A 20890-nucleotide genomic window follows, 5' to 3' on the forward strand; every position below is an offset into this window, starting at 1 on the left:
GATATGGCAAGCTGTTAAAACAATTGGCCTATAATTCAGAAGGGTGGGATGGTACCTATCAAGGGCAACCCATGCCCGCTTCGGATTACTGGTTTCGCTTTGTTTACAACCAAGACCAGGTCTATACGGGACATTTTACCTTGAAAAGGTGAAATTGGTATTTGAATTAAGCTCATAAAATTTTCTAGATTTTGTAACATTTCCCATTTTTAACTTACTTATGGTCTAAACAACAACATCCAACCCTTATGTTTAAACAATTTGCTTCCCTACAATGGAAATCCTTTTTTAGGTCGGCCAATTTTGGTAAAAGCCTTGCCGTAAAGATTCTCATGGGCTTTTTCGCAGTCTACATGCTTGTCGTTTTGGCAGGTTCAGGTGCTGGGATGTATTTTATACTCAGAAAAGCCGTGCCGGACCAAAGTCCTATGTGGACCTTGAGCCAGTATCTTATTTACTGGGTACTGATTGAATTGTTTCTGCGGTATTTCATGCAGAAACTTCCCGTGATGGACATTAAGCCCTTTTTGACCACACCCGTTAAGAAAAGTTCCATCGCCCATTATATTTTAGGACGATCGGCCGCTTCCGTCTATAATTTGTTATCCCTTTTCTTTTTTGTTCCGTTCTGTATCGTCCTTTGGTTTCAAGGATATCCAGGATTAAACGTGTTACTTTGGTTAGTAGCCATCGTAGCCATTGTTTTGAGTATCAACTATCTTAACCTTTTGATCAATAAAAGTGATAAGGCGTTAATCGCTATTGGAATTGTAATAGTGACTTCCTATGCGCTGGATTATTTTGGGATTTTCTCCATAAAAGACGTTTTTGGTCCTCTCTTCCATGCCTTATATGCGTTCCCCATAACTGTTTTAGTTCCTTTGGCCTTGGCAGTTTTCATTTACTATATCAACTATAAGTTCCTCCATGATAAGATATACTTGGACTCCACTTTAAAACCTAAAAAGGTAAAGGCCAATACCAGTGATTTGGCCTGGACAAAGCGTTTTGGGGATTTGGGAACCTTTCTTCAATTGGATTTAAAAATGATTTGGCGGAACAAACGAACGAAATCCCAGGTTTGGATATCCTTGTTATTTGTTTTTTATGGACTCATATTTTATACCCAGGAAATCTATGCCAGCATGATGCCCATGAAAGCCTTTTTGGGCGTTTTTATGACGGGTATTTTTCTGAGTAATTTCGGGCAGTTTATTCCCGCATGGGACAGTAGTTATTATAGTATGATGATGTCCCAAAACATACCTTTGAGAAAATATTTGGAGTCCAAAGCGCTACTCATATCAGTGAGTGTAGTATTTATGTTCTTGTTAACTATCCCCTATGTTTACTTTGGTTGGGAAGCATTGGCCATTAATTTTGGTTGTGCCCTTTATAACCTAGGTGTAAATATACCGGTCATTTTATATTTTGGGTCCTTCAATAAGAAAAGAATAGAATTGGATCAGAGTCCATTCGGAAATATGCAGGGCACCAGCGCCAATCAGTTTCTGATTATGGTCCCTGTGCTTATTGTTCCTATACTCATTTTCACCTTGTTTTATTACTTGGTTTCCCTCCAGGTTGCGGTAATTGTTCTGTGCGTCTTGGGCTTGGTAGGACTGGCTTTAAGAAATACACTTTTGAACAAGGTGACCGAGCAATACCGAAAAAAGAAATATGGCATGATTGCCGGATTTAAGGAAAAAAATAGCTAACACATATCAACCATTATGATAACAGTACAGAATTTAACAAAGAAATACGGGAAGCAGACCGTTTTGAATATAGAAAACCTTGAAATACCTACCGGACAGAGTTTTGGTCTTGTCGGTAACAATGGTGCCGGGAAAACTACGTTCTTTAGTCTATTGTTGGATTTGATTCAGCCAACATCCGGGCATATTGAAAACAATGGCGCTCAAGTGAATACCAGTGAGGAATGGAAACCCATTACTTCTTCTTTTATAGACGAAACTTTTTTAATAGGATATTTAACCCCAGAGGAATATTTTTATTTCATTGGTGACTTAAGGGGACAGAATAAAGCGGATGTGGATGCATTACTTTCCCAGTTTGAAGACTTCTTCCATGGAGAGATTCTGGGGCAAAAGAAATATCTGCGGGATTTGTCCAAGGGAAATCAGAAAAAGGCGGGTATCGTAGCCTCTTTTATTGGAAATCCCAAAGTGGTAATTCTAGATGAACCCTTTGCCAATTTAGATCCTACTACTCAAATTCGCTTAAAAGGAATCATCAAGGACTTGGCGGCCAAGGATAATGTTACCGTTTTGGTTTCTAGTCATGATTTGATCCATGTAACCGAGGTCTGCGAACGTATCGTGGTGTTGAACAAGGGCGAAATGGTCAAGGACATCAAAACGTCTACGGAAACCTTAAAGGAACTGGAGACATTTTTTGCGGGGTAACCTTAAAAAGAAGGTTAATCCACCATACATACTTAAAACCGACCATCAAGTCGGTTTTTTTAATTGATTTTAAAAGTATTGATTACCGCAAATCCGATTTTCGTTCAATGACCATCGTTAAAAGGTTAAAAAGTGTCCCAAGAATGACCTACAATTGGCCGAAACAGACTGTTGGGTCTGTAAATTTTTAGGCGATTGCTTAAGCACTCCATCCATAACTGATTCTTAAAGTTGCCTTTTGTCGATGAACTGTATAATAATATGGATGTTTTTCAGTTATGCATACATACGTATACTGTCTATTTTGAACTTCAGAAACAAACTTTTTTTATTCGTTATTTTGGGAACTTTGCTCTTTAACGCATGTTCCACAAAAAAGGATGCCTTTATCAATAGGAATTGGCATGCCCTAAATACCAAATACAATACCCTTTATAATGGTAACATAGCTTTTGAAGAAGGAAGGTCCACCTTGAACGATACATATAGGGACGACTACTGGGAAATATTACCGATTGAGCGTTTGGAGGTATCGGGGGAAGTAAAACTGGATTCTGAAGATAACAATCCCAATTTCTTAATTGCCGAGGAGAAGGCCACTAAAGCTATTCAAAAGCACAGTATGGATATCAAGGATGAGGAACGAAACCCTCAGACTGATGAAGCTTTTTTACTATTGGGTAAGGCCCGTTATTTTGACGAACGTTATATCCCGGCATTGGAATCATTCAATTATATTTTGAATAAATACACGGAGAGCGATAAACTGAACGAAGCGAGCATCTGGAGGGAAAAAGTAAATATTAGATTAGAGAATGAGGAATTGGCCATTAAGAACCTTAGACGCTTAATGAAGTTTGAGACCTTAAAAGATCAAGAGTATGCAGATGCACGAGCCATGTTGGCACAGGCATACATAAACTTGAATGTACCGGATACCGCGATCCAACAATTGAAAGTTGCATCATATTATACCAAAAAGAATCCTGAAAAAGGAAGGTACTATTTCATCATTGGACAATTATACAATCAATTGGGCCATAAGGACAGCGCCAATTATGCTTTCGATAAGGTAATCGACTTGAATAGGAAATCACCTCGAGTCTATTTGATTAATGCTGAAATTCAAAAAATCAAGAATACGAGGGTCACTTCGGAGAACAAAGAGGACATATTAGAATATTTGACAGATTTGGAAGAAAATCGGGAAAACAGACCTTTTTTAGATAAAATTTACAGACAAATCGCTGAGTTTCATATGGAACAGGAGTCGGACAGTTTGGCTTTGGCCTACTTTAATAAATCACTGCGAGCCACGCAGAACGAGCCCAAACTAAATGCTTTAAACTATGAAAATCTGGCCGAATATAATTTCGACGAGAATCAATATAGAAATGCCGGGGCATATTATGACAGTGTGTTGACCAACCTAAATGAAAACACCAAAAAATACCGTACTACCAAAAAGAAGTTGGACAATCTTGAAGATGTAATCAAATACGAAGACATCGTGCAATACGCAGATAGTGTAATTACCATTTACGATTTGCCGGTAGATGACCAGATTGCTTACTTCGAAAATCATATAGACGAGTTAAAAGCTGCCAAGGAAGCGGCTCAAAAAAAGGAGCGCGATAAGTTAACTGATGGTTTTGCGAATTTTGCCAAAAGCAAGGGAGGAAAGGAGAATAAGGGTAAATTTTATTTTTACAACATCACCAGTCTTGGTTATGGCCAGAACGATTTTAAAAATAAATGGGGTAACAGGGAACTGGAGGACAATTGGCGTTGGTCCAATAGGTCCGTCTCCAACATATCGGAGGCTACAGGAGAACCAATTGCTGAAAATAGTGAAGAGGGAGTACCTGTTTCTGAAGATGAAAAATTCTCATTGGATTTTTATATGGATAGGGTGCCCAAGGATGAATCTATCATTGATAGTTTAAAGACGGAGCGAAACTTTGCCAACTACCAGTTGGGTCTCATTTATAAGGAAAAGTTTAATGAGAATTTACTCGCCGCTGAAAAATTAGAGGAAGTACTCGCCTCCAATCCGGAAGAGCGTTTAATTCTTCCATCCAAGTACAATCTTTATAAGATATATGAAGAGGAGGGGAGTCCATTAATGGCATCCATGAAAGCTGATATTATTGCCAATCATAGGGATTCCCGTTATGCGGAAATTCTCTTGAACCCACAGGCAGTATTAGCAGACAATGCCGATAGTCCCGAAAAAAGGTACCAGAAACTATTCAAAAAATTCCAGGACCAGGAGTTTCTTGAAGTGATTACAGGTGCAGAAGAGAACATCAATAAATTTACAGGAGACCCTATAGTCCCAAAATTTGAAATGTTAAAGGCGAATGCCATTGGCAGATTACAGGGTTTTGAAGATTTTAAAGAGGCCTTAAACTATGTGGCCCTCACATACCCAAATAATCCCGAAGGAAAAAAGGCCGAACAAATGGTCGCTGAGCAACTTCCAAAATTGGAGCCTACGGAATTTTCACCGGAAACAGGCTCAACAGGTACTTCAAATTGGAAGGTCATATTCCCTTTTAAAAGAAGTAATAACGAAAAGGCTTTGAAGCTTATGGAGCTTTTAGAAAAATCCATAGTCGACCTTAAGTATAAGAATATCGTCTCCAAGGATATTTACAATTTGGAATACCAATTTGTAGTTGTACATGGATTTAAATCCAAGGATTTTGCCCTAGGCTATTCCGAGCTTTTAAAAAACAATAAGGATTACAGGGTTGCTGATGAGAATTTCGTAATTTTATCGGACAACTACAAAACAATACAAGTACACAAGAATTTACAGGCATATAGAAATACACTTATAACCCCAAAACCTTGAACAATGTTTTCAGATAAACAAAAACCCAGAACTATGAGCGAAATAGGAGGACAACCAAACAGAATTGAGAAAAACACGAAAATTAAAGGAGATATTATTTCTGAAGCGGACTTTAGAATCGATGGCAAATTAGATGGCAATGTAAAGACATCTGGTAAGGTGGTCATTGGAAAGGATGGCTATATTCACGGAAAGGTAGAATGTGTGAATGCCGATATAGAAGGAAGCTTCAATGGTGAACTTTTAGTGTCGGACTTACTTTCCTTAAAATCCTCTGCCGTTATAGAAGGTACAGTGTCTGTATCAAAATTGGCCGTAGAACCAGGTGCTACATTCAACGCCTCATGTACCATGGGTGGCGGCAAACCTACAAGCTCTAGCGCAAATACCAATTCCGGAGGTTTCAAATCTTCCATGAGCGGAAAAAATGAGCCAGCAAAAGCCTCCTAAAAAAAAGGATAAAAACCTAAAAAATATAGCAATGCTTTCGGGCATTGCTTTTGAAATGGGGGCCATTATTTTTTTGTCTGCAAAGGGAGGAATTTGGCTAGATGAACATTATCACAATGAAAAAAAAATATTTACGGCCATAACGACAATAATCGGTGTGGCTGTGGCTATTTGGGTGGTTTTAAGACAAATTAAACGGATTAAATATTAAGTGACCCAAAATCCTATACCTATACTATCATATTTGAAATGCGCGTATTCCTAAAAGTTTATTCTTTTAGGGAACGGATTATTCTAGGCGAAAATTCATATTGGAATCCTAAATTTGCAGGTTACGAGAACCGAAACAACGTATTTTGACTTATTTAGTTAAAAGGTTCTTTTCTTCCCAAATGACAAATGCTTTATTTTGCGGTGTCTTACATTTAGTGACTTGTAATGAAGAAACAAAACCCTATACTACTTTTCAATTTTATTCTGGTAACCTTATTGGCGGTGGTTTTTTTCATTCATACAAGTATCTTGTCGTTACAGGGATTTCCTAAATATGGCAATTCCATTATTTTATCCTACCTACTCAATTTCTTGCTGGCGGCCATAATTTATATTGGCTTGTTTCTTTTTAGGAACAGGATTAAAACTCAAATTGGTTTTGTTTTTATTGCAGGCAGTTTTTTAAAGTTTCTCGTTTTCTTTTTAGTTTTTTATCCAGGTTTCAAGGTAGATGGTAATATTTCGAGTTTAGAATTTGCCGCATTTTTTGTTCCATATGCCATTTGTCTTAGTGTAGAGACCATTTTTATGGCTAAAATGCTACAGAAAATGGACAAATTTTAGATTCTAAATCCCCTGAAAAATAAAGCCTTAAATTTCTTTTTTCTTTTTGAAAGAATGCCATACATTTGCACCGATTTTTAGGGAACGATATTTTGAGCAATAGGCCCATGACTTACACTACAAAACTTATCTGTATTGTTTTACTTTTTGTCGGCAATTTCGCTTTGGCGAAAAATGATGCGCAGCACTCTGAAGCCCCAAAGAAAGACAAAAAGACAGAAATCAAAGAATATATTGAGCATCACTTGCAAGATTCGCACGACTTTAGTCTGTTTTCCAGCACTGATGAAAACGGGGAGGTGCATCATTATGGTTTTCCATTACCCGTAATACTATGGGATAATGGCATTAAGGTTTTTTCCTCTTCTAAATTTCATCATGGGGAAGAACTTGCCGAGGTAGATGGCAATTATTACAAATTGCATCATAGCAAAATTTACAAGACTGATGCTAGTGGTACGCTGAATTATGACGATTCCCATGGAGAGCATCCTACAAATGTGCGACCCTTGGATTTTTCTATTACAAAAAGTGTCGTAATGATGTTGGTGACCGGACTTTTATTGGTATGGCTTTTTAGTAGTCTGGCCAGGAGTTATGCCAAAAATGGAAGCGTACCCAAGGGAATAGGCCGTTTCTTTGAGCCTATAGTACTTTATATTAGGGATGATATTGCAATTGCGAATATTGGAGAGAAAAAATATAAAAAATATATGCCCTTCTTGTTGACTGTATTTTTCTTTATATGGTTTTTAAATATGTTCGGCTTAACGCCTCTAGGGGTCAATGTAACGGGTAATATTGCTGTTACAACTGCGTTGGCGGTCTTGGTGTTTTTGTTGACCAACTTTACCGGTACCAAAGATTATTGGAAACATATTTTTGATCCTTTGGGAGATGGCATGCCGTGGTACGGAAAAATGATAATATATATCATTTTGGTACCTATTGAAATCTTGGGTCTTTTCATTAAGCCGTTTGCCCTTTTAATTCGTTTGTATGCGAACATGACCGCAGGCCATGTAGTATTAATGAGTTTGATTGGACTAATATTTATATTTAAGAGTTGGGTAGGTGGTCCGCTATCCTTTGGTCTTTCTTTCGCCATTTCCATGATAGAGTTGTTAGTGGCGTTGTTGCAGGCTTACATTTTTACAATGTTGGCGGCCCTTTATTTTGGCTTTGCATCGGAGGAGCATGATCATGACGATGAGGCAGAGTTGGCCCATTTATAAAAATTGTTTTAATCAACACTGTTCATTGATCAGGGTTGGTAGATAGATAATTTAAAACATGTTTGTTTAATTTTTAATTATATATTTTATGGAAATTCCAAGTGTAATAGGTGCCGGTCTAGCCGTAATCGGAGCAGGTATCGGAATAGGAATGATCGGTGGTAAAGCCATGGAGGCAATCGCCCGTCAGCCTGAAGCCTATGGTAAGATTCAAACAGCGATGTTAATTGCAGCAGCGCTTATTGAAGGAATTGGTTTCGCAGCAATTTTTGCTGGATAAACCTAAACAAAAAACGAACGGCTGTAACGGTTGGTTGCAACCGTTCGTTATTATTTGTTCAACATAAAATAGTATACTGAACGATTATGGAAAAACTGGTAAACGATTTCTCATTTGGACTTTTTATTTGGCAGATTGTATTGTTTTTACTTCTGCTTTTCTTATTGCGAAAATTCGCTTGGAAACCTATCCTAAATGCTGTTGAGGAAAGGGAAGATGGCATAAAAAAGGCCTTAGCTTCTGCCGAGGATGCCAAAAAAGAGATGCAAAATGTAACCGCCGATAGCGAAAAGCTTTTGAAGGAAGCCAGGGCTGAACGTGAAGCCATGATGAAAGAAGCACGTGAAATCAAGGAAAAGATGATTGCGGATTCCAAGGAGCAGGCGAAAGTGGAAGGAGATAAAATGATAAAGCAGGCGCAAGCAACGATTGAAAGTGAAAAGAAGGCTGCTGTTGCAGAACTAAAAAGTCAGGTTGCTGAACTTTCCGTATCCATAGCCGAAAAAGTAATTAAAGAGGAGTTGTCTGGAAAGGACAAACAATTGAAGCTAGTAGAAAAAATGCTAGACGATATAAAATTGAATTAAAACGATGAGCAATTCTAGAGCGGCACTAAGATATGCCAAAGCAATTTTAGATTTGGCCACGGATAACAAAGCCACCGAGGCTGTTGAAAAGGACATGCGCTCGGTAGTTGGTACAATATCCGGAAGCAAAGAGCTTAGGGATATGCTATCAAATCCGGTTATTTCCGGGTCGGCCAAAAAGAATGTGTTAAAAGAGATTTTCAAAGGAGGTCATGCAATTTCAGAAGGATTGATGAATATGTTGGTTGACAACAAAAGAGTTTCAATTTTAAATGAAGTGGCTTTAAAATATATCATTCTTAACGAAGACTTGAAAGGAAAAGATGTGGCCTATGTTACCACAGCGGTTCCAATGAACAGTAGTCTGGAAAACCAAGTTTTAAAACAGGTAGCTTCAATTACAGGTAATGAGGTAACCCTAGAAAACAAAGTCGATGAGAGTATCATTGGTGGCTTTATTTTAAGAGTTGGGGATTTGCAATATGATGCAAGTATCTCCAATAAACTAAACAATTTAAAAAGAGAATTTACAAACAGTCTATAAATAATTATTGGTAGAGGGAAGAGTATTCGCTCTTGATCGCTACATTTTATATCTAGAACATATGGCAGGAGTAAAAGCCGCAGAAGTATCTGCAATTTTAAAGAAACAATTATCAGGATTTGATGCAACCGCTACTTTAGATGAAGTAGGAACTGTATTGCAAGTAGGTGATGGTATTGCAAGGGTATATGGTCTGGCCAATGCTCAATACGGGGAATTGGTAGAGTTCGATGGCGGTTTGGAAGGAATCGTTTTGAACTTGGAAGAAGATAACGTAGGTGTAGTACTTTTAGGTCCCTCCAAGGCTGTTGGAGAAGGAGATACTGTAAAAAGAACCCAAAGAATTGCTTCCATTAATGTTGGTGAAGGAATTGTAGGTCGTGTTGTAGATACATTAGGTAACCCAATCGATGGAAAAGGACCAATTGCTGGGGAAACTTACGAAATGCCCTTGGAGCGTAAAGCACCTGGTGTAATTTTCAGGGAGCCGGTAACAGAACCATTGCAGTCAGGTATTAAGGCGATAGATGCTATGATTCCTGTGGGTAGAGGACAAAGGGAACTTGTAATTGGTGACCGACAAACAGGTAAAACAACCGTTTGTATCGACACTATCCTGAATCAAAAAGAATTTTATGATGCAGGTGAACCTGTATATTGTATATATGTTGCGATAGGGCAGAAAGCTTCTACCGTTGCTGGTATTGCACAGACATTGGAGGATAAAGGGGCCATGGCCTATACCACTATTGTTGCTGCCAATGCATCCGATCCAGCGCCTATGCAGGTATATGCTCCATTTGCCGGTGCTTCTATCGGTGAATATTTTAGGGATACTGGTCGTCCTGCGTTGATTATATATGACGATTTATCCAAGCAGGCAGTTGCTTACCGTGAGGTTTCTTTGTTATTAAGAAGACCACCGGGACGTGAAGCTTACCCTGGTGACGTTTTCTATCTACACTCCAGATTATTGGAGCGTGCCGCAAAAGTGATCAATGATGATGATATCGCCAAAAATATGAACGATTTACCAGAGGTGTTAAAGCCAATGGTTAAGGGTGGTGGATCTTTGACGGCACTACCAATTATCGAAACTCAGGCGGGTGATGTATCAGCGTATATTCCAACCAACGTAATCTCCATTACAGATGGTCAGATTTTCTTGGAACAGGATTTATTTAACCAAGGGGTTAGACCTGCGATCAATGTTGGTATATCCGTATCACGTGTTGGAGGTAACGCACAGATTAAATCGATGAAAAAAGTAGCGGGTACGCTCAAGTTGGACCAGGCTCAATTCCGTGAATTGGAGGCGTTTGCCAAGTTTGGTTCAGATTTGGATGCAGCTACCCTTAATGTGATCGAAAAAGGACGTAGAAACGTTGAAATATTGAAACAGGCACAGAACGATCCTTTTACGGTTGAAGATCAAATTGCCATTATTTATGCAGGATCTAAAAACCTATTGCGTAATGTTCCAGTGGAAAAGGTAAAGGAGTTTGAGAAGGACTATTTGGAGTTTTTGAACGCTAAACATAGAGATGTATTGGACACCCTTAAATCAGGAAAGTTAACTGATGAGGTAACGGATACACTAACATCTGTTGCCAAAGACCTTTCCGAAAAGTATAACTAAGGGGATTTAGATAAATAAAGTGAAGGAAATGGCCACCGTGCCAATTTTCAAAATAGGGAACATATATGGCTAACTTAAAGGAAATACGGAATAGGATTACATCGGTCTCTTCAACTATGCAGATTACCAGTGCCATGAAAATGGTATCTGCCGCTAAGTTGAAAAAGGCACAAGATGCTATTACCGCAATGAGGCCGTATGCAGATAAGCTTACTGAGCTTCTACAGAATCTAAGTGCCAGTTTAGAAGGTGACTCTGGTAGTGTGTATGCAGATAATAGACCGGTTAATAAGGTCTTGGTCGTTGCGATAACATCTAATAGGGGGCTTTGTGGTGCTTTCAATACTAATATTTTAAAGCAAAGCACAAATCTTATTGAGAATGTTTATGCAGGAAAGCAAGTAGATTTTGTGGCCATAGGTAAAAAAGCAGATGATTATTTGGGTAAACGTTACAAGGTAATCGCAAATCACAGCAGTGTTTTTGACGACTTGACTTTTGATAATGTTGCCGAAATCGCAGAGGACTTGATGGATAAGTTTTCCAATGGAGCATATGACCGTATTGAAATTGTTTATAATAAATTCAAAAATGCGGCCACACAGATTGTAATGACTGAACAGTTTTTACCGATTAACCCTGCCCAAGAGGGGGAAACCGGCAACGCCGATTACATGTTTGAGCCTTCCAAAGCAGAAATCGTTGAACAATTGATCCCAAAATCTTTAAAAACGCAACTTTACAAGGGTATAAGGGATTCCTTTGCCAGTGAGCACGGTGCTCGTATGACAGCTATGCATAAAGCGACCGATAATGCTACTGAGTTAAGAGATCAGTTGAAGCTTACCTATAATAAAGCGCGGCAGGCTGCAATTACCAATGAAATTTTGGAAATTGTTGGTGGTGCGGAAGCACTGAACAATTAGGCGCAGGCCAAATGTTCAAAAGGTGGTGCGGAAGCACTGAACAATTAGGCGCAGGCCAAATGTTCAAAAGGTGGTGCGGAAGCACTGAACAATTAGGCGCAGGCCAAATGTTCAAAAGGTGGAGCCGAGGCTTTAAATAACTAAGTTTTAAAAAATAATTTATTTTCCAAACCCTTGCTAACGTAGGGGTTTTATTTTTTTATTTCCGTATTCCAGTTTTTATCCGACTTTTGTCGCCAATATGAAATCAAAAAAAACAGCCTTACTCTTCATTTTTGTCACAATACTTGTAGATGTCATTGGTATAGGCATCATTCTACCAATTATTCCGGACTTGATTATGGAGTTAACGGGAGAGGGAACGGCAATGGCTGTTATTTATGGTATGTGGCTGACTACGGCATTTGCCGGGATGCAATTCTTGTTTTCTCCTGTGCTCGGGGAGATTTCAGATAAGTTTGGAAGGCGCCCTATTTTATTGTTAGCGCTACTGGGACTGAGTATAGACTATTTGATACACGCGTGGGCTCCCTCTATTACTTGGTTATTCTTGGGTAGATTTTTAGCGGGTATTACAGGTGCAAGTTTTACTGTGGCCTCCGCATATATTGCGGATGTTAGTACCAAGGAGAACAAGGCAAAGAATTTTGGTTTAATAGGTGCAGCCTTTGGTTTAGGCTTCATTATTGGCCCCGGTGTTGGTGGTTTCTTTGGTGAAATTGATATTCGGTTGCCTTTTTATATCGCAGCCGGATTAACCTTTTCTAATTTTCTCTTTGGTTTGTTTTTTGTCCCAGAGTCACTAACACCTGAAAACCGACGAGAAATAAACATCTCCAAAATGATTCCTGGTGTATCTTTATTCGCATTACGAAATTATAAAGGGGTACTGCTGCTAATTTTCGCCTTCTTTTTGGCCAACTTGGCCGGCCAGGCATTGCCTTCTACTTGGTCTTATTATGGTATTGAGCGATATAATTGGAGTCCTAAAGAGATTGGTGTTTCACTCATGGTGGTAGGTCTATTGGTTGCCATTGTACAAGGGGTCTTGGTGGGCGTTTTGGTTAAAAAATTTGGTAAACGTATGGTTGTGAGTGTTGGGTTTTTACTTTGGACCGTGGGAATGTTCTTTTTCTCCCTAGCCACTGAACCCTGGATGCTATATGCTTTTTTAATTCCGTATGCTTTGGGTGGAGTGGCTGGCCCCACCGTACAGAGTATTATTTCCAACCAAGTTTCGGAAAAGGAACAGGGTAATCTTCAAGGTTCTATCACCGGTCTTGTAAGTATTACCGCTATTTTAGGACAACTTATTTTCTCTCCGGTTTTTTACTTTTTTATACGTCCCGGAGGAGCTATATACTATCCTGGAGCGCCCTACACACTTGCCGCAATTTTTCTATTCATTGCGTTTATTATGGCCTTTTTAGCTATGAAACGTATGCAACTTGAAGATGAAATGAAAATGGAGATTAAACCAAACCACTCCAGTTCCTAGAAATCGGAGAAAACCAACTTTTTTTAACGAGGGTAAATAGGTACATTTAACACTTCAATCTAAGGTGTTTGAATCCACTCAAAAAACTTTTTAAACAAACAGCGATATATGGCTTGGCAACCGTCCTCCCCCGGATGTTATCGTTCTTGTTGGTGCCCATATATACTTCGGTAATGCCTCCTGGCACCTACGGTGAGGTTACCCTTATTTTTACATGGTTTGCTATTTTCAATATTTTCCTGGCCTACGGCATGGAAACTGCTTTTTTTCGATTTTATAAGGATTCTGAAAACAAGAAAAAGGTAGTTTCAACCGCTCTTATCTCCTTGGGTGTCTCGTCGTTTATTTTCTTAATACTGGGTCTATTGTTCAAAACAACGATTGCTACCGGGCTGAATATTGAGCTCAGGTTCATGAACTATGTACTTTGTATTTTGGTGTTGGATGCACTTGTAATCATTCCCTTTGCTTGGTTACGTGCTAATGAGAAACCCATTAGGTACGCTATTGTAAAAACTCTGAATGTAGCCTTGAATTTAGGATTTAACTTATTTTTTCTGATACTCTTACCGAATTTAGCTACTGGAGAAAATACAGGGTTTTTTGGAAAACTCTATGTGCCAAATTTTGAAATATCCTATATTCTAATATCTAATTTAATTGCCAGTAGCGTTACACTTTTATTAATGCTTAGGGTGTATCTAGGAAGGGCTTATGTTTTTGATAGCGATTTATGGAAACGTATGATTACCTATGCAATGCCAATTATGGTTGCAGGAATCGCATTTACCATCAACGAGGTTTTTGATAAGTATTTGTTATCCGAATTGCTACCTCCCGATATTGCCAAAAGTGAAATGGGTAAATATGCGGCATGTTATAAGTTGGCTTTGTTCATGACCTTGTTCGCCACTGCCTTTCGTATGGGGATTGAACCTTTTTTCTTTAGCCACTCCGATACTAAAAACCCGCAAAAGGCCTATGCTCAAATTACCAACTACTTCGTAGTTCTAGGGAGCATTATTCTTTTAGCAGTAGTAGTTTTTGCCGATATATTAAAGCAATGGTTTGTATTGAATAGTTCCTATTGGGATGCGATGTCCGTTGTGCCCATAATTGTATTGGCAAGCTTTTTTCTTGGTATATACCACAATCTATCGGTTTGGTACAAAGTAACGGACAGGACCAAGTTTGGGGCCTATATCTCTTTAATTGGGGCCGTACTAACGATTGTAATAAATGTGGCACTTATTCAATACTTTAGCTACGTAGCATCTGCCATTGCCACTTTGGTCGCCTACGGTACTATGATGCTACTTTCGTTTTATTTTGGACGTATGTATTACCCCATACCCTATAATTTTAGAAAAATTATATTTTACTTAGGAATTTCTATTCTGTTTTCAATCATTTCCTTCTATATCTTTGATAGAAATTTATATGTGGGTATTCCCCTATTGTTGATTTTCCTAGGCCTTGTTTACAAATTGGAAATTGATAATTTAAAAAAGGTATTTGTCAAGTAACGAAAAACTTGATTTTAAACAACCGACATTATGAAAATTAGGATAATAAATAAATCGGAGCATAAACTTCCACATTACGAAACGGATGCATCCGCAGGAATGGATTTACGAGCAAATTTAACGACGCCTGTTACCCTAAAACCTTTGGAGCGGGCCATAATTAAAACAGGTCTCTTTATGGAGCTCCCCATTGGCTTTGAGGCTCAAGTACGACCAAGAAGTGGACTAGCTGCTAAAAAGGGCATTACGGTATTAAACGCACCTGGTACGATAGATGCTGATTATAGAGGTGAGGTTGGTGTTATACTGGTAAACTTGTCTAATGAGAATTTCACCATTGAAAATGGTGAGCGTATCGCACAAATGGTCATCGCAAAACATGAACGCGCCGAGTGGGAAGCCGTTGAAGTGCTATCTGAAACCCTGAGGGGAGCGGGTGGTTTTGGAAGTACCGGGGTAAAATAAATCTATGAAAATAACAATCCCATTAATGATACTTTGTATAGGAGCAATTTTTGCACCTGGGATTGTTTTTGGACAAGCTGAAGATCCAATTGTTATAGAGGAAAGTGCCGAAGTCTCTCTAGAGGATTATACCGATGAATTTCAGGAAAGCTTCTTCGAAGGCCTAAAGCAAAAAGGAATTCAAAACTATGATAAGGCCATCAATGCGTTTTTAAAGTGTAAAGAAATGGAGCCAGAGAAGGATGTTATTTCCTTTGAACTAGCCAAAGCCTATTTATCGGACAAACAATTCATCAATGCGCAGCAATATGCAGAGGAGGCAATAACCAAAAATCCTTCCAACTACTGGTACGCGCATACCTTAGCAGAAATAATCAAGGCCCAAAACTCATCTATAGCCATGGTCAAGCATCAAGTTCCTTGGGAAAATGAGGAGTTTAAATCCAATTTGGCCCAAGTTTACTATAAAATGTCCGAATATGAGCAGGCAAAATCAGTATTGAAAGAGCTGAAAAAAACAAGAAATACGGTATACCTTGCTTCAAAAGTTAACGATTCCATCGCCAAGGAAGCGGCCGAAAACTCAAATAAGAGTCTAGCTGCTGAAGACAAAGGGAATGAGGCCATAAAAGATGTATTGGGTTTTGAGCAAAAGATTGATGGATTAATGAAAGGAAATGCAGCTCCTGAAGTGTTGTTGCAAGTAACTGAGGAGGCCACGGAGCGCTATCCTTTGCAGCCATTTTTTTATTATGCCCATGGATATGCCTTGAACGGGAGTAATCAAAGTAAAAGAGCCATAGAGGCTTTAGAAGCAGCTTTGGACTATTTAATTAACGATGTCTCTCTGGAAAATAGAATATATAAGGAAATGGCCAAAGCCTATAACGCTCTGGGCGATAGTGAAAAAGCAACCGAATATCAAAACAAGGTTAAACCTGGATTTTAATGATGAAAAATAATTTAAATCGATATAGTAAATACATATTCTATTGCACCCTCGTCCTAATCGTATTTTCCTGTAAGAGTGCCAAAGTGATTTCGGATGGGTCCATAGACAATAAGCTTTCCGCTAGATCTGTGGTAAAAGCGCATTATCAAAATAGGCTCGATTTTAAGACCATTACGGGTAAGGTAAAAATTGAATACTCCGATGGCGAGGATGACCAAAGTGTTTCGGTAAGTCTTCGTATGGAAAAGGACAAAGGTATTTGGATGAGCGCCCCTCTAGGCATAGTCAAGGCTTATATTACCCCAAGTAGAGTATCTTTTTACAACAAGTTGGACAATGAATATTTTGATGGGGATTTCTCTTATTTAAGCAAATTACTCGGTACAGAGGTCGACTATGCCATTCTTCAAAATATATTGCTTGGCCAGGCAATTTTCGATTTACGGGACAACAAATACAATCTTTCCATTGCCGACGAAACGTATAGATTAACGCCCAGAACGGCCGGTGTTTTGTTTAAGACTTTGTTTCAAATAGAGCCGAAAAATTTTAAAATGGCCTCACAAACACTTTCGCAGCCCTTAAAAAAAAGACTGTTGGAGATTAATTATCAAAATTACCAAAGTGTAGGGAATGAGGCGATTCCTAATGAAATATCGATTTTGGCCGTCGAGGAAAATACAGAAAATAGAATTTCCTTGGAATATAGAGGTATGGAACTGAATCGACAAGTGAACTTTCCATATAAAATACCGAAAGGTTTTAAAGAAATAGTTTTGGAATAAGGTGGCGCCAATAAGACAACATAAACTATTAATGATTTTTCTGCTGATATTCAGCGGTCTACAATTAGTTGGGCAGACTAGTGAGCAAAAGGCGTTGGAAGAAAAGCGAGAACAGCTTCAAACCGAAATACGAGAAATTAATCGCTTGTTGCTTTCCGAAAAAAAGGAAAAGGGTACCGTCCTAGATCAAATGGAGGCTTTGGACAAAAAAATAACCGTCCGTCAGCAATTGATAAGGGTGACCAACCAACAAGCCAATCTCCTGAACAGACAAATTAATACGAATATTCGAAACATCAGTAAACTCAAGGGAGAGCTTAAAGAAATAAAGGAGGAGTATGCAAGAATGATTCAAAAATCCTACCAAAACAAATCCAAACAGAATCGATTAATGTTTCTGTTATCTTCAGAAAGCTTCTATCAGGCCTTCAAAAGACTGCAGTATATGAAGCAATATACCGATTATAGAAAGGAACAAGGAGAACAGATTCTAGCCAAAACGGATGAGCTTACACGTTTGAATATGGACTTGAACGAAGAAAGAAAGGTAAAGGAGGTTTTGTTGGCCCAAAACACTAAAGCAAAAAATCAATTATTTTCAGAAATACAAGAGCAAAAGGCGCTGTTGGGAACCATTCGAAAAAATGAAAGCAAATATGCCAGTGCTATAGAAGCAAAAAAGAGGGAAGCCCGTAAAATTGATCAACAAATCGAGAAATTAATCCGCTCTGCTATTGCCGCCTCGAATAAGGAGGCTGGAAAGAGCACCAGCAGCTCTAGTAAGTTCGTTTTGACCCCTGAGGCGACCATTGTTGCCAATAATTTTTCCGCAAACAAGGGGAAATTGATTTGGCCTGTGGAAAAAGGAATTAAAAGCCAAGGATTTGGTATTTATAACGATGCGGTATATCCGGGAATTAAACATCAAAGTAACGGTGTTATCATTGCCACGGACCCCGGTTCAAAGGCCCGTGCAATTTTTGAAGGAGAGGTTATAGCCATCCTTGCGGTACCGGGAGGGAACAAAGGTGTTCAGATTAAGCATGGAAATTTTATAAGTACTTATTATAACTTGTCCGAACTGAATGTTAAAAAAGGGGACAGAGTTAACATAAAGGATGAACTAGGTACTATTTATACCAATCGGTCTAATGGTCAGACACGCTTAAAATTCTATCTCTATCAGGATACGGCAAGGTTGAATCCCGAAGATTGGGTTTATCGACTTTAAGCCAAAAAATTGATTTGAATTTGTTTAAATAGATTCGCCATTTAAACATAAACTATCTCCACCGCGTAATTGTTCTATTTTTTGAAATCACTTATGGTGACACTTCATATTCTACTATTATTCCATTAATTTTAGAAAAAGTCAAAAAAATGAAAATTACAGATATCAATGCAGGTTTTGAATTAAGGAACGGGGTTACAATGCCTTATCTAGGTTTGGGTACTTATCAAGCAGAAAACAATCAGGAGGTTATAGATTCGGTAAAGTATGCCCTGGAGATTGGGTATCGTCATATTGATACAGCCTCGGTTTATGAGAACGAGGAAGGTGTCGGAAAAGGAATAAAGGAAAGCTCGGTTGCTAGGGAGGATGTTTTTTTGGTGACCAAAGTATGGAATAGTGATCAAGGATATGATAGCACCCTAAAATCCTTTGAGGACAGTATCAATCGCCTTCAAGTAGATTATCTAGACCTTATTTTAGTACATTGGCCCGTACAGGAAAAATATAAGGAAACATGGAAGGCACTTGAGTACTTATATGAGAATAAAAAAGTAAGGGCGATTGGTGTCAGTAACTTTTTACAACATCATCTAGAAGATTTGATGATGGATTGTAAAATTATTCCAATGGTGAATCAAATGGAGTTTCATCCTTATTTGGTTCAGCAGGAATTACTGGATTTTTGTAATAAAAATACGATTCAGTATGAGGCTTGGTCTCCCTTTATGCAAGGTAAACTGTTCAATTTGGATATTTGTAAAGAACTTACCGCAAAGTATAATAAATCAGCTGCGCAAATTATTCTTCGATGGAACCTACAAAAAGGGGTGGTCACCATTCCCAAATCAGTACATAAAAATCGAATCGCTTCCAATGCAGACATCTTTGACTTTGAACTAGCCGAGGATGATGTGGCTTATCTAGATAGCTTGGATCGGGATGAACGGAGTGGACCGCATCCAGATCATTTTGATTTTTAAGCATATCCTATAAATTGGATTTAATCAAAATATTTAAAATACTGAGTAATCCTTTTATTGTGTAAACAATGCCTTTAACTCGGTGGCATCATTCGGTTTCATTTTGCCTGCCAATACTAAACTCAATTGTTTCCTTCGCAATGCACCGGCGTAGCGTTCCTTTTCAAGGGCTGTTTCAGGTTCTATTGGTGGAACTTCAGTTGGTTTTCCGGTTTCGTCCACGGCAACGAAAGTGTAGATGGCCTCATTGGCCTTTGTCCGCTTACCATTATAGCGGTCTTCTATCCAAACATCAATATACACTTCCATTGAAGTGTTATAGGCTCTTGAAACGGCAGCTTCAACGGTCACAACGCTTCCAACAGGTACAGCTAGATTAAATGCCACATGGTTTACCGAGGCCGTTACCGTAATTCTTCGACTATGTCTTCCAGCGGCTATGCTTGCGGCACGGTCCATCCTGGCGAGCAATTCTCCTCCAAATAGGTTTTGTAAGGCATTGGTCTCACTGGGTAAAACCATATCTGTCATGGTAGTTCTCGATTCTGATGGCGTTTTAGATGTCATATGAGAAAATTTACCACAAAGATACGAGCAACAAAATTTCTAAAGAGTGGATGTTTCCAGTTATTTTTCGGAAAGTAGCCAAGCGTCTTTGGATTCTGTACGCTTAATCTTCCTTAATACCTTTAATGCCTCTTGAGGGTCCTCAAACCGGTCATAAGTCACCATATGTAGTCCATATGCGTTAGTTCCATGGTAAGCGGCTTTGTAACCTTTGCTTTTAAGCGATTTGATTTTTCTATCGGCATTCGCCTTTACTCTAAATGCTCCAGCTACAATATGATGTTTGGCTTCAGGATTAATTATGCTTTCATTGGAAGAAACCGCATTCACATTTACAATAGGTAGTTCAAGGGGAGAAGTATCAAAAAATGTAGCTTCCTGGATTTGACGATCAACGGCGGTTTTTGCATCTTCACGTACTACCTTTTGAGATTGAAACTGGTCATTAATAACTCGATATCCTGTTAAACCCGCCGATACGGCTAGCAAAAGAATAGCCGCATATTTCAAATAAGGTCTAAAACTACCTTTTTCCCGTTGTTCGGGACTTATGATAAAAGGAATCTTCTCTTCGATAGTCTCTACTTCTTCCTTTAAAACCTCTCTTGTAACGGGAATTGGCTTGAAGGAAGACAAACCAAAAGAGGAAGTTAGGTAATTTACCTCGTAATAGGGTTGAAATTGAATACGACCTTCACCGTTGAACCACAAGAGACCAATATTTTTTAGACTTAACTTTTCACCGGTCTTTAACTGGTTCTTCCATTTTTTGGTGACCTCCTCGATACGGGTAAGTATTTCCTCAAAAGAGGTTTTCTCCGCTTCGGCTATAAAAGAGACCAACAACCCATCATTTGAGATTAATTGCTCGTTAAAGGAAATGGATTTTGTAGGAGCATAAAAAGTGTTGGTAATTTCATTTATCCTTGCCGAGGCCTTCTGGGTAAGGAATGCCCCAAAATTTGGCACAACCACACAGTTATATCTGTAAAGTAATTCGCTTATATAGTGTTCTACTACCATTCCCGACAAATATCACAAAAATAAGGGGTTTCTATAATGGGTGGTATAACTTTTTATTAACATTATATTTGTA

The 20890-nt window shown here is 38.7% G+C and carries 22 protein-coding genes; 20 read left to right on the forward strand and 2 right to left on the reverse strand.

Translation table 11 applies throughout. The annotated features are described in order from the left end of the window. Positions 1–11 precede the first annotated feature (11 nt). The 20 genes from PP182_RS20060 to PP182_RS20155 all read left to right on the forward strand — a co-directional run bounded on the left by PP182_RS20060 (position 12) and on the right by PP182_RS20155 (position 19227). Complete coding sequence (locus PP182_RS20060) at positions 12–152, forward strand: T9SS type B sorting domain-containing protein (protein ID WP_272653091.1); 141 nt, start codon at positions 12–14, stop codon at positions 150–152. 96 nt (positions 153–248) lie between these two features. Then, on the forward strand, positions 249–1718 hold the full coding sequence (locus tag PP182_RS20065) for a DUF5687 family protein (protein WP_272653035.1): 1470 nt from the start codon (positions 249–251) through the stop codon (positions 1716–1718). A 15-nt stretch (positions 1719–1733) separates the two neighbouring features. Beyond that, positions 1734–2429, forward strand: a complete 696-nt coding sequence (locus tag PP182_RS20070; RefSeq protein ID WP_272653036.1) for an ABC transporter ATP-binding protein — start codon at positions 1734–1736, stop codon at positions 2427–2429. A gap of 244 nt (positions 2430–2673) precedes the next feature. Further along, positions 2674–5289 (forward strand): type IX secretion system periplasmic lipoprotein PorW/SprE, encoded by a 2616-nt coding sequence (gene porW / locus PP182_RS20075; RefSeq protein WP_272653037.1) that lies wholly within the window; start codon positions 2674–2676, stop codon positions 5287–5289. A gap of 3 nt (positions 5290–5292) precedes the next feature. Next, positions 5293–5739, forward strand: coding sequence for a bactofilin family protein (locus PP182_RS20080; protein WP_272653038.1), 447 nt, complete (start codon positions 5293–5295; stop codon positions 5737–5739). Next, entirely contained in the window at positions 5717–5950 is a 234-nt protein-coding gene (locus PP182_RS20085; protein ID WP_272653039.1) for an AtpZ/AtpI family protein, read from the forward strand. The genes PP182_RS20080 and PP182_RS20085 overlap by 23 nt, the downstream gene beginning before the upstream one ends. Before the next feature lie 227 nt (positions 5951–6177). Then, positions 6178–6576 carry a DUF6168 family protein gene (locus PP182_RS20090; RefSeq protein ID WP_272653040.1) on the forward strand — a complete coding sequence of 133 codons (399 nt, stop codon included), beginning with the start codon at positions 6178–6180 and terminating at the stop codon, positions 6574–6576. Positions 6577–6683: 107 nt separating this feature from the next. Next, the gene (gene atpB, locus PP182_RS20095; protein ID WP_272653041.1) at positions 6684–7811 is read left to right on the forward strand and encodes a F0F1 ATP synthase subunit A; all 1128 of its coding nucleotides are present in this window, start codon (positions 6684–6686) and stop codon (positions 7809–7811) included. An 88-nt stretch (positions 7812–7899) separates the two neighbouring features. Continuing rightward, a complete protein-coding gene (gene atpE / locus PP182_RS20100; protein ID WP_089889166.1) occupies positions 7900–8091 on the forward strand; it encodes an ATP synthase F0 subunit C in 192 nt (63 codons plus the stop codon). Positions 8092–8177: 86 nt separating this feature from the next. Next, positions 8178–8678, forward strand: coding sequence for a F0F1 ATP synthase subunit B (locus tag PP182_RS20105; RefSeq protein ID WP_272653042.1), 501 nt, complete (start codon positions 8178–8180; stop codon positions 8676–8678). A 4-nt stretch (positions 8679–8682) separates the two neighbouring features. Beyond that, on the forward strand, positions 8683–9222 hold the full coding sequence (atpH, locus tag PP182_RS20110; RefSeq protein WP_272653043.1) for an ATP synthase F1 subunit delta: 540 nt from the start codon (positions 8683–8685) through the stop codon (positions 9220–9222). Between the two features lie 61 nt (positions 9223–9283). Further along, positions 9284–10861 carry a F0F1 ATP synthase subunit alpha gene (gene atpA, locus PP182_RS20115; RefSeq protein ID WP_272653044.1) on the forward strand — a complete coding sequence of 526 codons (1578 nt, stop codon included), beginning with the start codon at positions 9284–9286 and terminating at the stop codon, positions 10859–10861. Positions 10862–10926: 65 nt separating this feature from the next. Next, entirely contained in the window at positions 10927–11787 is an 861-nt protein-coding gene (gene atpG, locus PP182_RS20120; RefSeq protein ID WP_272653045.1) for an ATP synthase F1 subunit gamma, read from the forward strand. Positions 11788–12028: 241 nt separating this feature from the next. Next, positions 12029–13285 carry a TCR/Tet family MFS transporter gene (locus PP182_RS20125; protein ID WP_272653046.1) on the forward strand — a complete coding sequence of 419 codons (1257 nt, stop codon included), beginning with the start codon at positions 12029–12031 and terminating at the stop codon, positions 13283–13285. Positions 13286–13353: 68 nt separating this feature from the next. Further along, a complete protein-coding gene (locus tag PP182_RS20130; RefSeq protein ID WP_272653047.1) occupies positions 13354–14811 on the forward strand; it encodes a lipopolysaccharide biosynthesis protein in 1458 nt (485 codons plus the stop codon). A gap of 30 nt (positions 14812–14841) precedes the next feature. After that, entirely contained in the window at positions 14842–15276 is a 435-nt protein-coding gene (gene dut / locus PP182_RS20135; RefSeq protein ID WP_272653048.1) for a dUTP diphosphatase, read from the forward strand. Positions 15277–15280: 4 nt separating this feature from the next. Then, positions 15281–16225, forward strand: coding sequence for a tetratricopeptide repeat protein (locus PP182_RS20140; protein WP_272653049.1), 945 nt, complete (start codon positions 15281–15283; stop codon positions 16223–16225). Further along, positions 16225–17013: a DUF4292 domain-containing protein gene (locus tag PP182_RS20145; protein ID WP_272653050.1), complete on the forward strand. Its 789-nt coding sequence runs from the start codon at positions 16225–16227 to the stop codon at positions 17011–17013. Before PP182_RS20140 ends, PP182_RS20145 begins: the two co-directional genes overlap by 1 nt. A gap of 31 nt (positions 17014–17044) precedes the next feature. Beyond that, entirely contained in the window at positions 17045–18244 is a 1200-nt protein-coding gene (locus tag PP182_RS20150) for a murein hydrolase activator EnvC family protein (RefSeq protein WP_272653051.1), read from the forward strand. A 149-nt stretch (positions 18245–18393) separates the two neighbouring features. Then, entirely contained in the window at positions 18394–19227 is an 834-nt protein-coding gene (locus PP182_RS20155; RefSeq protein WP_272653052.1) for an aldo/keto reductase, read from the forward strand. A gap of 54 nt (positions 19228–19281) precedes the next feature. On the opposite strand, the gene PP182_RS20160 is transcribed toward PP182_RS20155, so the two are convergent. Both PP182_RS20160 and PP182_RS20165 read right to left on the reverse strand, forming a co-directional pair. After that, a complete protein-coding gene (locus PP182_RS20160; protein ID WP_272653053.1) occupies positions 19282–19794 on the reverse strand; it encodes an acyl-CoA thioesterase in 513 nt (170 codons plus the stop codon). 60 nt (positions 19795–19854) lie between these two features. Continuing rightward, the gene (locus PP182_RS20165) at positions 19855–20817 is read right to left on the reverse strand and encodes an SPOR domain-containing protein (RefSeq protein WP_272653054.1); all 963 of its coding nucleotides are present in this window, start codon (positions 20815–20817) and stop codon (positions 19855–19857) included. Positions 20818–20890 lie beyond the last annotated feature (73 nt).

It is taken from the genome of Maribacter sp. PR1 (assembly GCF_028464145.1).
Lineage (GTDB): Bacteria > Bacteroidota > Bacteroidia > Flavobacteriales > Flavobacteriaceae > Maribacter.

Coding starts and splice junctions, on each gene's coding strand:
- PP182_RS20065 (WP_272653035.1), top strand. CDS start 249: ATGTTTAAACAATTTGCTTCCCTACAATGGAAATCCTTTTTTAGGTCG.
- PP182_RS20070 (WP_272653036.1), top strand. CDS start 1,734: ATGATAACAGTACAGAATTTAACAAAGAAATACGGGAAGCAGACCGTT.
- porW (WP_272653037.1), top strand. CDS start 2,674: ATGAACTGTATAATAATATGGATGTTTTTCAGTTATGCATACATACGT.
- PP182_RS20080 (WP_272653038.1), top strand. CDS start 5,293: ATGTTTTCAGATAAACAAAAACCCAGAACTATGAGCGAAATAGGAGGA.
- PP182_RS20085 (WP_272653039.1), top strand. CDS start 5,717: ATGAGCCAGCAAAAGCCTCCTAAAAAAAAGGATAAAAACCTAAAAAAT.
- PP182_RS20090 (WP_272653040.1), top strand. CDS start 6,178: ATGAAGAAACAAAACCCTATACTACTTTTCAATTTTATTCTGGTAACC.
- atpB (WP_272653041.1), top strand. CDS start 6,684: ATGACTTACACTACAAAACTTATCTGTATTGTTTTACTTTTTGTCGGC.
- atpE (WP_089889166.1), top strand. CDS start 7,900: ATGGAAATTCCAAGTGTAATAGGTGCCGGTCTAGCCGTAATCGGAGCA.
- PP182_RS20105 (WP_272653042.1), top strand. CDS start 8,178: ATGGAAAAACTGGTAAACGATTTCTCATTTGGACTTTTTATTTGGCAG.
- atpH (WP_272653043.1), top strand. CDS start 8,683: ATGAGCAATTCTAGAGCGGCACTAAGATATGCCAAAGCAATTTTAGAT.
- atpA (WP_272653044.1), top strand. CDS start 9,284: ATGGCAGGAGTAAAAGCCGCAGAAGTATCTGCAATTTTAAAGAAACAA.
- atpG (WP_272653045.1), top strand. CDS start 10,927: ATGGCTAACTTAAAGGAAATACGGAATAGGATTACATCGGTCTCTTCA.
- PP182_RS20125 (WP_272653046.1), top strand. CDS start 12,029: ATGAAATCAAAAAAAACAGCCTTACTCTTCATTTTTGTCACAATACTT.
- dut (WP_272653048.1), top strand. CDS start 14,842: ATGAAAATTAGGATAATAAATAAATCGGAGCATAAACTTCCACATTAC.
- PP182_RS20140 (WP_272653049.1), top strand. CDS start 15,281: ATGAAAATAACAATCCCATTAATGATACTTTGTATAGGAGCAATTTTT.
- PP182_RS20145 (WP_272653050.1), top strand. CDS start 16,225: ATGATGAAAAATAATTTAAATCGATATAGTAAATACATATTCTATTGC.
- PP182_RS20150 (WP_272653051.1), top strand. CDS start 17,045: ATGATTTTTCTGCTGATATTCAGCGGTCTACAATTAGTTGGGCAGACT.
- PP182_RS20155 (WP_272653052.1), top strand. CDS start 18,394: ATGAAAATTACAGATATCAATGCAGGTTTTGAATTAAGGAACGGGGTT.
- PP182_RS20160 (WP_272653053.1), bottom strand. CDS start 19,794: ATGACATCTAAAACGCCATCAGAATCGAGAACTACCATGACAGATATG.
- PP182_RS20165 (WP_272653054.1), bottom strand. CDS start 20,817: ATGGTAGTAGAACACTATATAAGCGAATTACTTTACAGATATAACTGT.